This is a genomic window from Massilia sp. TWP1-3-3 (genome assembly GCF_049897805.1).
GTDB lineage: Bacteria > Pseudomonadota > Gammaproteobacteria > Burkholderiales > Burkholderiaceae_D > Telluria_A.
Genome location: NZ_JAFCWX010000040.1, coordinates 11,864 through 27,129 on the forward strand (window position 1 = coordinate 11,864; position 15,266 = coordinate 27,129).

Below are 15,266 nucleotides of genomic sequence, written 5' to 3' on the forward strand. Positions count from 1 at the left end.
CGAATTGTCGGGGAACGCGGCATGGACGGGAGACACAACACGCTATTCCAGCGACGACCAACACTTCTTCGCTAACACCGGCTTTACGCAGAACGACAGCGAGCAGGGCTTGTACTCGCTCAGGACCGACGGCAGTGAGCGAAAATTGTTATTTTCTACAGGTACGAGCCGGAACAATAACGCCGTATCGCGTGATGGCACGGTCGTTGCGCGCCTGATCGTCGGCAGCGCTGACACCGAATTATGGATCATGGATGGCGAAGCCCAAAACAAGGTGCTGCTGGCCCATTTGCCGAAAGAAGGATCACAATGGGGACCTTTGCCCGATCAGCTGTTTGTCACCGGTGACAGCCGTGCCGTGGTGGTTCGCCAGGGTCACTTTATCAGCAAGTATCCGCTTGACGGCACGGCACCGACCTTGTTGCTCGATACCCATCCCCTCAACCACAGCAATGAGAAAATGACCGTGTCTCCGGACGGAAATTTAGCATTGGTGGAATCGCATACCGATCTCGGGACAGTGGCCTATTGGCTGCTTGATTTCGTGTCTGGCCGTATTGCACAACCTGCCGACATGATTGCCAAGGAATTGAGCATACCGGCCCACACCCAGCGGCGCATTACGTGGGCGCCCAACTCCAAGTTGCTGGTGATGAGTTGGAAAGATGATCGGCCGGATCCGGAACCGGGCAAATTGTATGTTGTCGACGCTGAATTTAATGTTGTCAAAACCTTCCGGCACGACTTCCGTGGCCGATCTGATAGCATTTTGCGTTCGACCTATCTCCCATCCTGGAGCAGCGACAGCACCGAATTTGCTTTTGATCAGGAGTTTTGCCTGGGCAGGACCGAATGCCAGATCGACACCGGTACCGAGGCCGAGGCGAAGGATGTCAGCGTCATGCGCGGCGAGCAGTCCGCAGTACTGGTTGCCAATGTCTTGACGGGGCAATTGGTGGTTGTCGAATCAACCCGCTACAAGGTGGGCGAAGATTGGGCAGACCTCGTGGTCTGGGAGCCTGCCAGCAGGACGCTGGTCCGCGCCGTCCCCGACAATACATGCGTGCAAGCGGGCGGGTCGGTCAACTGCGTCGAAACGATTGATCTGGATAACGCGGGCAAGCGCAAGATCGGCTTCGTTCAGACCATCGACCAACCATCGGTTTCGCCCGTGCGGTTTTCGCCCGGCGGCACTCTCCTCGAACTATCTACCGGCGCACCTGTCGACCCTGCGTTGGCCTGCAGCGGGAGTGGTCCGGATGTGCTGGTCATGAGCTCGCTGCTGAACCTGACGGCCGACTTGCGCGCCATGCGCAGTGCGGCCGGCGGCGGCCTGATCCTGCGCGGCAGCGCCGCGGACGCCAACTTTGCCCGCTACGCGATCGAATACGCGCGCGCTGCAGCCCCCACCGTGTGGAAGCCGGTCGGTCCTGCATCGACCGAAGCGGTGATGGACAAGCAGTTCATGATCTGGATGCCGCCAGCCTATGGCAACTATCTGGTGCGCCTGTCGGTGGAAGACAAGGCGGGCAACACGCAGCGCCAAATCCGCAAGGTCAGCTGGAGCGATACGCCGCCGATTGCCGACCTGTACAAGGACAATGAGTTCATCTCCCCGAATGGCGACGCCAAGCGCGACGGCGTGCAACTGCACTACCGCGTGGTCGAACCTGTGCATCTGGTATTTAACGTCTTCGATAATCGAAACGTGCTGATCCGCACGCTCGCGGTCGACCATGTCCAGCAGGGCGTCGATGCGGTATTCAAGTGGGACGGCCGGGATGCCAATGGCCGCGTGTCGGCCGACGGCGAATACCGTATTACGGTCCTCGACCATGAGTTTTTCGTCACGCTCGACAACACGCTGCCAACGATCCAAGCGGCGCTGAGCAATCCGATGAGTTTCGTCGTTGACAAGATCGGCACCAAGCGCGTCAAGTTCAATGCGATATTGTCGTGGGATATTAGGGATAGTTACCTGTCGTCGCTGCACATTGAGCGCAGCGCGCTCGGTAGCGACCAATGGTCGCTGTTTGAACCACTTCCGGTCACTGATCGCAAGCTCGGGCGGAACATGCTCGTTGGCGAAGTCAAGGGTTCCAAGTTCCGCATTGTCGCTGAAGACAAAGCGGGCAACGTTGCCGTCAGCCCCGCGCAGCCGATGCCGCAACAGCTATTCCTTACCGGCTACGACGACCATGGGCAGATTCCGGTCGGCGTCGCGGCCCCCGCATCCCTGTATCCGCCTTATCCGGTAAACGCGACAATCGGCACCATTCCCCTGCTGGGCGTCTTCTCGGGGAAGTTTCCGGTACGGTTCGAGTACACCCAGACACTGGCCAACCCGATTGCCAAAGTAATCCTGCAATACCGCAAAATCCTTCCTGCGGAGAAGAACCTGCCGCTGGCGGCCATCGCGACGATGCAGTGGGAAGAAATGCTGATCTCGCAATTCATCGAGCGCGATCCGAAGGGTAGCGCTTACCTTCCTGTGGACGGCAAGGTGGCGGACGTCTTCAAGTTCCTGTGGCCGGTCAAAGTTTTGCAGGAAAACGAAACTTACATGGTGCGCGTGAAGGTAATCGACGCCGCTGGTGACGCATTTTTCGCCGTCGCGCCCTATGCAATCATCCACGGTGATTCGCCTTCCCTGCTGACGATCCTGGACCTGGAGGACAAACGTCCTGGCAGCGTCGCGGTCAAGGGAGAGCTCAAGCTCGAGCTTGAGACAGGAGACGGCCTGAGGTCGGTCGAGGTGCTACTCAAGAGCAGCACCGATCCGCGTTTCGCCACCGAACGCGTGATCAGTACGGGCTTGCCCGTGACCAGTACTTTTGTACAAACCGTGAGCGAAGAGGCGTTGCGCGACCTTGACTTGCGCATGTGCGAGCCCTATTCGGTGCGCTTGAAAGCGACCACGCTGTCCGGCGTGGTGCTGCTCTCGCCAGCCATGATGCTCGGACCAAAGTGCCTGGGCGCTGACTGGATCGTGACGCCCGATACGGCGCTCGCTTGCAATGCTGTGCCATCTGGCAAGCTGAACGTGCGCCTGATGCCGTACGCCGCCGACGGACGCCGGCTCACCCAGCTGCTGTTCGGCCGCATCCTTGCCGACGGCAGCTATGACGTGATCAATAACTGGAACGACGTCAAGACCGGCGGCGTCCACGCGTTCGACCTCGATACGGCTGGCCTGTCCGACGGGCCCGCCAGTTATTTCGTGCGGGTGATTAACGAAGACGGCAAATCGGACACCAAGACGATTCTGATACAAATTTCTCATGAGGCGCCAGAAATCCGTATCACGTCGCCAAAAAGTGGTCAGAAGGTGTGCGGCGTGCAAATGCCCAATCCGTACGACCTGAACCACTTCGTCAGTGCCGTCGCCATTGAGGCGAGCGTGACGAGCCAGAGCCCGGTGACCTTCGGTCTCGAATATGCAACTGCGGGCCAGCCCGAGTGGCGTGCTTTCAGCCCGTTTGCCAAAGAGGCCTGGCTCGACGGATTCACCAATCTGCGCCGCAAACCGCCGGCACGCGAACCGGCCGACATCCTGTGCACTTATCGGGACAGCGCCCTGTGCGGTGATTTCCATCCAGTTCAGTGGGCAAGCAAGGTGGACGACCAGGTCGGCGAGCCGGCTCGCAGCGGCACGCTGGGCCACCTTGGCCTGGTCGACAAGCTGGAAGGCGAAGTCAGCGTTCGCCTGCGCGTATTCAACGGCGCGGGCTACCAGTCCTGCACGGCCCCGGTGAGCTTCGAGTTCGACAACAACGTGCGCTTCCAGCCGGCCAGCGTCAGTGCGGCGCTGTTCTCGCCCAAGGCTGCCGACGGCCCAACCGCAGTGAGCGTTGTGATCCGTCCGGACGAAAACGTCAACGTCGATATCGACGTGCTGCCCGCCACCCGAGGCAGGGACGACATCGTCATCGCCGGCAGCGTGGTCGCGCGCAGGCTGGTCAAGAACCTGGTGCAACTGTCCGGCGAAGCGCGCTTCGAGTGGGACGGCATGACCGACCTGCAGGCGCTGGCCCCGGACGGCCTGTACGTGCTGCGCATCACCTTTACCGACAGCTGCGGCGTCAAGGCGATCGAAGAGCGCGCAGTCGAACTCGATACCACCGGGCCCGCAGTGCAACTCAACTGGCCGCTGGCGAACGCGGCGGTCGGGCTGGTCACGACCTTGTCGGGAGCCATTCGCGACGCGCATTTCGCGTCGTACATTGTGGAATATGCCTCGCTCGACAGCCCCGACAGCTGGGTGCGGGTCAGCGCCGGCAACCGCGCCACTGCGCCTGAAGCGGCCGAAGAAGACCTCGGCACTCTCAATTCGCTGGGCCAAACGGGCGCCCTGACGCTGCGCGTGCGCGCGCTTGACCGCGCCGGCAACGCTACCTCCGTCAGCGTGCCACTGCAACTGGTAGCGAACGTTTCCCTGATTACTTCACTGGAACCGGTGCCTGCCGTTTTGTCGCCGAACGCGGACGGCAAGCGCGACACGAGCGCGATCCGCTTCGGCCTTGCGCTCGCGTCCAAAGTGACGCTCGAAATGCGTCTTGGCGGCGTGGACGGACCACTGGTGCGCACCCTGGCCAGCGAGGAGGCGATGGAAGCCGGCGCCGCGTCCCGCTCATGGGATGGGATGGACGCCGATGGCAAATTGGTCGCCGATGGCGTGCTGGTGGCCAAACTGGTTGCCACGACCAGCGGACCGAGTCGGCAACGACAGGAGGAATCCGTCCAGTTGATCGTCGATACCAAGGCGCCGCTGGTCACGCTAAAGCCGGTCGCCGATTTCCTCGCGCCGCGCGGCACCATCAGCGTGGGCACGACCGACTTGCACATGCAAGGCTACAAGGCTTACGTTTCCGCTGCACCGGTTGGCTCGAAGTGGAAACTGATCGCCGAAGGGGAGAGTGCCGACGGCAACACCGAAGTGCTGTCGCTCGACGCGCTCGAAGACGGCAAATACGGCGTCAAGGTGGTCGCGCTCGACCAGGGCGACAATGCCACGGAAGTGGTCAAGCTGTTCGAAATCGACAGCCTGGCGCCGAAGGTGACGCTGGCGCAGCCACTGGTCGACAGCTTCCTCTCTGCGCGCAGGGGCGTGGTCGCGATTGGCGCGACGATCGAGGAAAAAAATCTGGACAGCTACGAGCTGCGCTTTGGCCAAGGCGCGCCCGGCAACGGCTTCACGCTGCTGGCCGGTGCCGACATGCTCTCCGGGCCGCTCGTGCACGCCTGGAATATCGCGCAGGTGCCAGACGGCGCCTACACCCTCTGGCTCAGCGCCACCGACCGCGCGGGCCAGCACGGCGAGGCCAAGCTCAACGTTACCATCGACAACACGGCGCCACGCGCCAGCCTGGTAACGCCGGCCGAGCACGGCGTGGTGGGACGTTCAAGCAAGATCGAAGGCGTGGCTGCCGACGCCAACTTGCTGCAGTACACCATCGAGATTGCCGCCGGTCCCAAGGAAAGCGCCAGTCACTGGTCGCTGCTGCATACCGGCACCGCCGCAGTCGATGGCGGCCAGCTATTCAACTGGCAAGCCGTGCCTGTCGATGGCGTGCACACGCTGCGCCTGAGCGCGCTCGACAAAGCCGGCAATACAACGGTCGTCCTGCGCGAAGTCGTGGTCGACACGGTGGCGCCGCCGGCGCTGATCCTGGCCGGCGCGCTCGAAAACCGCAACCAGGCCCGCCTGAGCTGGGCCGCAAGCCCTGCCGGCGACTTGGCCGGCTACGCGCTTTACCGGGACGGCGTTCGCATTAACAGTGTTCTGTTGACGCCGACGAGCTTTGTCGACCCGGGCTTGGCCATGGGCAACCATACCTACACCGTCAGGGCGATCGACGCCGCCGGCAGCGAAGGCGATCTGTCCAATCCGGTTACCCTGACCGTGACGCTGGGTGGCCCGACCGCCAGAATCAGCAGTCCGGGTTCGGGCAGCATGGTCGGTTCCCTGCTCGACATCAAGGGCATGGCCACGGCCTCGGCCGACTTCAAGGAATACCGCCTTTACGTGGGCACCGGTGCGGCGCCCGCCGCCTGGCGCCTGCTGCGCCGCTCGCCCGCAGCCGTGCAGGACGGCGTCTTGGCCAGTCTCGATACCTTTGGGCTGGCCGACAATTCACCGCACAGCCTGAAGCTGGAAGCGGAAGACTTGTCCGGCCAGGTAGCGACCGCCCAGATCAGCGTCACGGTCGATAATGTCGCGCCTGCGGCACCGTCTCAGCTGTCGGCTGTCGCCAACGGCAACAACGTGACGCTGTCATGGACGCCGAGCACAGCACCGGACCTGGCCGGCTACATCGTGCTGCGCGACGAACGCGTGGCCAACGCCCAGGGAGCCGTCATCGGCAGCTGGAAGCCGTACCTGATCACCAGTGCCAGCCATATCGACCTGGACGTGGGAGACGGCGTGCGCCGCTACGTGGTGCAGGCGATGGACAAGGCCGAGAACATGAGCGCGCCGTCCAACACGGCCAGCGTCAGCATCGACACACGCGCGCCGCACGCCCTGATGGCGCAGCCGCTGGCCAACTCGCTGATCAGCAAGAACAGCCTGCTGCTGGCGACCACCTCCGATACCGACATTGCAAGCTTGCAGTTCCAGTACCGCGCGCAAGGCGCAGCCGGCTGGATCGCCATCGGCGCCGCGCTGCTCAAGGCGCCGTTCACACTGAGCTGGGACGCGCAAGGCCTGATCGAAGGTGTTTACCAGATCCGCGCCGTCGCCACGGACAAGGGTGGTCGGACTGACCTGGCGCCTGCGCCGATCAGCGTGACCTACAGCATCGATCCGGAAGTCGTTACCGGGCTGAAGGCCGTGGTCGACGGCGCCGCCGTCACGCTGACCTGGAACAATCCATCGTCGGGCCAACCCAGCTACTTGCTGGAGCGCTTCGGGCCTATGGGCGACGTGGTGCGCATCAGCGCGGCAGGCGCCGCCAGCCCTGTCCATGTGGACGCCGATCTGCCCGACTTTGCCTATCGCTACCGCATTGCCGCGCTTGGCAGCGGCGCTCAGGCCGGTGTGCCGAGCGACACCGTGACAGCAACGGTGTACACGCCGAAGATCGCCTTTCCGCCTTCGCCGACGGGACTGGCGGCATTCGGCCTGCGCGCCAACGCAGGCACAGCGGGCAAGTTCCTGTTGGAAGTGTCGCATAATGACCAGCCGGCGCCAAACGATGCCTTCGATTCCGACGCCAGCGGCGCGCTTGACCAGCCCGGCATGGCATTGGAAATTGGCTACAACAGCTATCGCGTTGTCCATCAGGACAGCGCAGGCAATACCAGCAAGGCCGTCACCTTCATCGTCAAGCGTGTCGGGGCCCCTGCCATGCCCACGGGCCTGGCGGCGCTCGCCAGCGATGGCGCCATCACGCTGCACTGGAACCAGAATGCCGAACCGGACGTCGTTGGCTACCGCGTCATGCGCGACGGCGAGGCCGACACCAGGCGCATCGGCGTTGCCTCTGTGAGCGCAAGCAGCCAGTACCGCACAAACGGCGCCGCGAATGCCAGCGACGGCGACCCCGCCAGTTGGTGGACGCCGGACCTGGACAGTTACAGGTTTGTCGACCAGCAGCTGATGCTGGGCCTGCGTAGCCGCAATTTCGTCACCAGCGCGCGCCTGTCCTGGGCCGGCGGCGTGGTGGGCGATTACGCCTTCCTCAACCAAAGCGGGGCAACCCTTGCCGAAGTGAGAGGCAATACGGGAAATCGCGTGGAAACGCTGTTCCCAACGGCCGTGCAAGCGGGCTTGAACCTCAACCTGCCGTCCCGGGGCGCGGTCGAACCGCGCCTGGCGGAGGTGGAACTATACGGTTTCGAGACGCAATCGACTACTTCCAGCACGTTCCAGGCCAGCAAGCCGCTCGAGCGCTTCCGTGTGTTCGCGGTCAACGATAGCGGCGTGCTGAGCGAACCTGCTGTGCTCACCTTCAATGCCGAAGCGTCCTTGCCCGACCTGATGGTCGATGCCGCCCGGATTCTGGTGAGCCCGGCCATCTTGCACGCCGGCGATGCCGTCAAGATCGCCGCAGTGGTCGCCAACGTCGGCGTTGCCCCAGCGCCTGCCTTTGCCACCAGCATCGCGGTGAGCGCAGTCGGCGGGGCAGCTGTGCTGCTTGCCAGCGACAAGGTCGACCTGCTCGCGGCGGGTGCCGCCGCACCGCTGTCGGCCGAATGGACGGCCATCGCGGGCGACTATGACGTGACGGTCGCGGCCGACACCGGCGCGCTCGTCGGTGAGCGCGACCGCAACAACAACAGCGCAGTCAAGCGCTTGCACGTCGAGCCGGCGAGCGCCGATGTTCCATTGACCCTGTCGATCAGCGCCCCGGCATCCGGCTCGGCGCTGCTGCTCGGCTGGAGCGCGCCGGGGCTCGATGCGTCCACCACCTACCGCATCGCGGCCGGTGGCGCGGTCATCGGCCCCTTCGCCGCGCTCGGCGACGCGGGCACGTCCAGTACCTACCTGGACAGCACGGCCCGCAACGGCGAGCAGCGCTTCTATGTTGTCAGCGCTCACGACGCCAGCGGCAGCAAGCTCGGCCGCTCGGCCCCGGTGGCGGGTATTGCGCGCGACCGGCTCGCACCTGGCGCGCCGGTCATCCTGACCCCCGCTACGGCCGGCAATCCGCTGACGCTGAACGACCCTGTCATCGATATCACCGGTGCCGCAGAACCTGGCGCCACCGTATCGCTGTTGCGCGGCGCCCTGGTGCTTGACACCGTCGCTGCCAATGCCGAACTGGTGCGCACCGAACTGGCGCTGCCGTCCCCGGGCGCGTTCGACTTGAGTGCCGATGGGCGTCAGCTCGCCAGCCTGGTCAATGAATCGCGCCTTGAGCTGCGCAATCTTGACACCGGCTCGATGACGGCGGTGCCTGGGCTACCTGAAGCCGTGGCGATGCGCTGGTCGGGCGACAATCGCACGCTGGCCGTGAGTACGTACGACAGCCGGCGTTACAACGACATCCTTAATCTCTACAGCATGGTCGACAAGTCCAGCGTGCAGGTCGATGCGTTTACTTACGTGAGCAAGTGGTTCGCCTGGTCGCCGGACGACCGCCAGCTCGCGCTCGTCGGTATCGACGCCAGCCGTCGCTATGGCCTGTTCCTGTACGACGTGGCGACGCATGCCAGCCGCCTGCTCGATAGCGATCCGGGCCACTTGATCCAGAGTGTCCCGCGCTGGACCCCGGACGCGCGCCATCTTGCATTCGTCAAGAATGGCAAGGTCACGGTAGTGAGCACCGCCGACGGCGCGGTCGTGTACACGCACGACAGCGACAGCGCCTCGCCATCCTGGTCGGCCGACGGTTCCCGGCTGATCTTCGACTTCGCCGGTGCCGAGCACCGCCAGATCGGTGAATACGCGCTGGCCACGGGCATCGCGCGCGCGCTGACCGACGGCTCGCGCGAGCGCGCTTTCCCGCGCTGGTTCGGGGCGGAGCGCGAGTTTGTGCATGAAGAAGACGGCAACGCCGTCTTGCGCACCGAAGATGGCGTGCAAAAGCAGATTCTGGTGCAGGGCAATTACGCGGGCGCGGACGCGATCGCGTCACCCCAGCGCCGCCTGAGCTATGTCAGCACCGACGGCAAGTTCGTCAAGGTCACGCTGGCCGGTACCTTCCGCTCGGTCCGGCAGCACCTGAAGGCCGGGGAGAATGTATTTTCCGCGTTCGCCACCGACAGCAGCGGCAATGCCGGCGTGCGCTCGGCACCGGTCAGCATCACGCTGGCAGGCGCCGTGCCCGACATGGTTGCCTCAGCCGGCGACATCGTCGTGCTGCCGGCAGCGCCCGCGCGCGGCGAGGCAGCGCGCCTGACCGTCACGATTCGCAACGGCGGCACTGGACCGGCTGCCAACGCCGGCTTCGCGCTCACCGTGCGCGACCCGCAAGGCGCCACCAGCACCCTCGCGGCCAACACCTTCGCCACCCTGGCCGCGAACGAAACGCGCGCCGTCACGCTCGACTGGCGTCCGGCGCAAGAGGGCGAGTACAGCTTCGTGCTCTCGCTCGATCCGCTCGCCGGCGTGACTGAATCGAATGAGGCGAACAACGTTGCCGTGCGCACGCTGGTGATCGCCGGCGCGCCGTCGGCCACCGTCAAGGTGAGCACCGACGCCAAACTGTACGGCGCCAATGCGCCGTTCGGCGGCAAGGTCACGCTCACCAATACCGGTGCCCAAGTGGACGGCAACCTGACCATGCGCATCGAAGACATGGACGGCTACCTGGTCGAGATCCTGGCGCCGGCTGCGGTGTCGCTGCCGTATGGCCGCAGCGCCGACTATCCGGTCACCTGGCATACGGGCGACATCCTGGCCGGCGAGTATCGCCTGGCCGCCCAACTGCGCGGCGCGGGCGACGTCGTCATCGCGTCGGGCAGCGCGCCATTCCAGATCGGCGCCGCGCGCAGCGTCAGCGCCAGCGTGTCGTTCGAGCAGGCGGCGTATCGCACTGGACAAGCAGCCACGATCGGCGCCAGCGTCCAGGTAGCGGCGGGCAATGCCAGCTTGCCGGACGCCAGCGCTCACATCCAGGTGTTCGGCAGCGCCGGCCAGCAAGTGTTCGAGACCACGCAAGCGCTGGGCAGCCTGCTGCCTGGCGCTTCAAGCGCCTTCAGCGCGCTCTGGAATACCGGCAACGCAGCGCCCGGCACTTACCAGCTCAAGCTGGACGTGCTCTCGGGAGCCGCGAGCGTGGCAAGTGCGCAGGCTTCCACCACCATTGTGGCGCGCGAAGCGGTGGTGCAGATGGCCGGCAGCGTCGCGCCGGACAGCGCGTCGGTGGCAAATGGCGACCGTCTGAAGGCGGCGTACAACGTGACCAATAGCGGCACCGTCGACCTGGCGGCAGTGCCGCTGAGCGTGACGGTGGTCGACGCCGACAGCCAGTCGGTGATCGCCCTCGTCGCTGCCAGCGCCACGCTGGCGCCGGGCGCGTCGCTGCAGGGCGAAGCGGGCTTCGATGTCACTGCCTGGCCGCTGAAGACGCTGCAACTGGTGCTTTCGGCCGAGCTCAATGGCAAATCTGTCGTGCTCCAGCGCAGCGCGCTGCGCGTGGTCGACCGGGTCGGTCCGCGCCTGGCATTCCTGCTCGCCGCCCAGAGCGGCAAGCTGATCGCCGGCGCGGCCTTGCCAATCAGCGTCAAGGCCGACGACAGCGAGTCGCTCGTCGCCAGCGTTGAATACGCAATCGGCGGCACCTCCAACTGGTTGCCGTTCGCGCTGCAAAGCCGCAGCGACGGCTTGTTCAGCATGAGCCTGGCCGGGTTGGCGGACGGTGCGCGCCTGGTCCAGGCGCGCGCGACGGATTCGGCAGGCAACGTGTCGGACGTCGCCAATCTCGACCTGATCGTTGACAATACGCCGCCACTGATCGTGGTTGCCGGCGTTCTCGACGGCGCCCGCTATAGCGCCCCGGTCACGCCGCAGGTAACGCTCAGCGATGCCCATCTGCTGGCGAGCACCATCACGCTCGACGGCGCCGGGTTCGTAGCCGGAACGGTCGTCGCGGCAGACGGCGCGCACACTTTGCAAGTCGATGCGCAAGACCGCGCGGGCAACAAGTCGGCGCAGACGGTCCGGTTCCAGATTGCCAGCACGGTACCCGTGCTGGCAATTACCGCACCGGGGCAGGGCAGCATCCTGCGCACACCGTTAAACCTGACGGCCAGCGCGACGGGAGATGTTCCAGTCGTGAAAGTCGAGTACCAGCTGGACGCCGGTGCCTGGAGCCAGGCTGCGACCGACGGCCGGGGTACCTACGGCGCGGCGATCACCTCGCTGGCCGACGGACCACACATGGCGGCCATGCGCGCCGTGGACGGCAATGCCGGCGTTTCGGCCATCGCGCAGATCGACTTTACAATCGACAACGCAATCCCGGTCATCACCGTGACGGGCGTGCTTGACGGCGGTTCGTACAGTGACAGCGCAGTTGCCCATATTTCGGTTACCGACGCCAATTTGTTGTCGAGCAAGGCCTTGCTCGACGGCGTGGCATATGTCTCGGGCACGGCCATCACCAAACCTGGCGCGCATACGCTGCAGCTTGAAGCTGATGACAAGGCCGGCAACAAGAGTGTTGTCACGTTCAAGTTCCAGGTCGCGCTGTCGGCGCCGATGGTCGCGATCACCTCGCCCGCGCAAGGCGCATTGCTGCGCACGCCGTTGAACGTGCTGGCAACGGCGTCGAGCAGTGCTTCCACGATCAGCCTGGTGGAGTTGCAGATCGATGGCGCAAGCTGGACGCCGGCGTCGCTGGTAGGTGGCCAGTACAGCGCCGCCATGGCAGCGCTGGCCGACGGCCCGCACACGTTGGTCGCCCGCGCGACTGACGGCGCCGCGCAAGTGGCGCTGTCGCAGGCGGTCGCGGTCGCGATCGACAACAGCGCGCCGGTCATCACCGTGACGGGCGTGCTCGACGGCGGTTCGTACAGTGACAGCGCAGTTGCCCATATTTCGGTTACCGACGCTAATCTGTTGTCGAGCAAGGCCACACTCGACGGCGTGGCGTATGTCTCGGGCACGGCCATCACCAAACCCGGCGCCCATACGCTGCAGCTTGAAGCTGATGACAAGGCCGGCAACAAGAGCGTTGTCACGCTCAAGTTCCAGGTCGCGCTGTCGGCGCCGATTGTTGCGATCACCTCGCCCGCGCAAGGCGCATTGCTGCGTACGCCCTTCAACGTGCTGGCAACGGCGTCGAGCAGCGCTTCCACGACCAGCCTGGTCGAGCTGCAGGTCGACGGCGCAGGTTGGACGACGGCAGCGCTGGTAGGTGGCCAGTACAGCACCGCCCTGGCAGCGCTGACCGACGGCCCGCACACGTTGGTCGCCCGCGCGACCGACGCCGCCGCGCAACTGGCGCTGTCGCAGGCGGTAGCGGTCGTGGTGGACAATACGGCGCCGGTCATTACGGTCACCGGCGTCACGGACGGCGCCAGCTACAACGCTGCGGTAACGCCAGTGATGGTGGTGGCCGATGCCAACCCGAACATTTCGGCGCTGCTGCTCGACGGCGTGCCGTACGTGTCGGGTCAGCCGGTGGCGGCAATGGGCGCACATACGCTCGTGGCAAGTGCAAGCGACAAGCTGGGCAACAAGTCGGAACTGACTATCCGCTTCACACTGAAACTGGCTGTGAGCGGCAGCCTGGCCGCAGCACCGAAGCCGGTGACCATCGGCGACAAGCTGACCTTGGCCGCGCTCGTGAACAACCTTGGCGCAAATGCCCTGCAGGGCGTCCAGTACCGCGTGACGATCACCGATCCGTTGCTTGCCAAGGTAGTCTTTCAGGCCGACGACGTGGGCGACATGGCTGCCGGGGCAACCTATTCACGCGCCTACAGCTGGGTCGCTTCGGGCGCGCCGGGCACCGTGCTCAAGGCGAGCCTCACGGCGACGGTGGCCGGCCAACTGCTCGAGATTGGCGTCGACACCGTCACCCTGGCGGCCGCGCCCATGCTGTCCGGTGAAGTCATCGCTACGCCAAAGGAAGTGGCGGCGGGCGCGATCGTTGCAATCACGCAAAAGCTGGTCAACGGCGGGGCGGCGCTTGCTGGCGTCGCGGTCGAACTGACCATCGTAAATGCGCAGACCAATGCGGTCGTGTTCAGGCACAGCGACACCGTTGCCCTCGCTGCGAAAGCGAGCTGGAGCACCGATCTGGGATGGACGGTCAGCGGCGACGCGGGCACGGCCTACCTGATCAAGCTCACGGCCAGCGCCGCCGGCAAGCAGTTTGCCATCGGCCAAGACCGGTTCGTCGTCATGGCACTGTCCGTGCCGGTGCTTGTGAGTACCGGCCCGTTCCATCCGCAGCGCATCCTGATCCTGTCGCAGTGCAAACGCGCCGTCAGTGCCGGCATTGGTAGCTGTGGCGTGACGCCGGTTGTGGCAGATGATCCAGTATTGCTGGGCAAGTGCGACAGCGAGCGCGCTGTGGCGGTGGGTAACTACCTGCGCCTGCTGGGTGTGAGCCACAAGCTGGTGACATCGGAAGACGCCTTTGCGCGGGAAATGAAAATCGGCGGCTACAGTGGTTACTGGGTCAGCGGCGGCGGCACCAAGCTCAGGGAACCACTGCAGACGGAACTGAACGCCGGACTGCGCCTGGGCGAAGCGCTCCTTGCCGATGGCTTGCATGATCTGCGTGACGGCGATGTGGCACTGCAAAATCTGCTCGGTGTGTATTCGAACGGAAACGCAGGACTGGCGCTGCCAAAGCTGTACATGCTTGGCGAGCTGTATCCGGTCAACGCCTTCGATGTGCTGGGTAATTTGCTCTCGGTCAACACTTTCGACGGTTATCAAGTTCAAGGCGAGTTCCGCAGCGCCGCAAGTGGGGGCCAAAATTCCGGCAACACCTCCGGCAACGGCAACGGCAACGGCAATGGTTACGGCCATTGCATCGGCCGCGGCAACGGGCACGACAAGGACGGGGACGGCATCGACGACCACGGCCACGGTCCGTGCGCGCCAACCACCTCCTTGGCCACGGCGGCCATTGTCAACGGCAGCTTCGGCAGCGGCCACACCTTGTTCTTTGCATTCGACTGGGCCGCCACGATCAATTCCGGTGCCAAGGATGATCGCTGGCTGGATGTGGGGCGCACCAGCTTCGAGTGGCTCAAGCCGGTTGTAGACGGGGAAGCGCCGCTGATCGCGGGCGAGGTCATCTCGCGCAAGATCGTGGTCCGCAACGCCGGTCCGGCGCTGACGCTGAAGGTGGTAGTTGAGCTGCCGGAAGGCGCCAGGGCCTTGTTGGCCGAGCCGGGTGCGACGATCGAGAACGGTGCTGGTGTGGCGCGCGCGACGTGGCAGCTTGCCTTTGGGGCGAATCAGGAGCGTGAATTCACGCTGCAGATGAAGTTGCCGCTGGCCGGCGGCGCCTACCAGTTGCGCACGACCGTCAGCAGCGTGACCGGCAGCAGCGCCAGCGCGGCCGGCAGCGACACGCTCGCCTTGCAAGTGAGCGGCCTGGCAGAGCTGGGCAGCGCGGCGCAAACCGCCGTGGGCGCCTTGCATGCCACGGGCACCGACGCCACTGCGCGCGCCGATGCGCTGCGCTGGATCGGCAGGGCGCTGCAGTCGAGCGCGGCCGGCGACGATGCGCAGGCGCTGCGCGAACTGGTCATGGCGCAGCAGCGGCTGGACCGCATCGACGGTGAAACCGCCGGTGCACGCCAGGCGCTGGCGCGCGTGGTGCGGGCCGTGGAACGTCGTCAACAATGAATGA

At 64.8% G+C, this 15,266-nt stretch carries 1 protein-coding gene; it reads left to right on the top strand.

Features of this window, described 5'->3' with window-relative positions:
- The first annotated feature begins 145 nt into the window (after window positions 1-145).
- Complete coding sequence (locus tag ACP7D4_RS25285) at window positions 146-15,262, top strand: CARDB domain-containing protein (protein WP_426212030.1); 15,117 nt, start codon at window positions 146-148, stop codon at window positions 15,260-15,262.
- Window positions 15,263-15,266 lie beyond the last annotated feature (4 nt).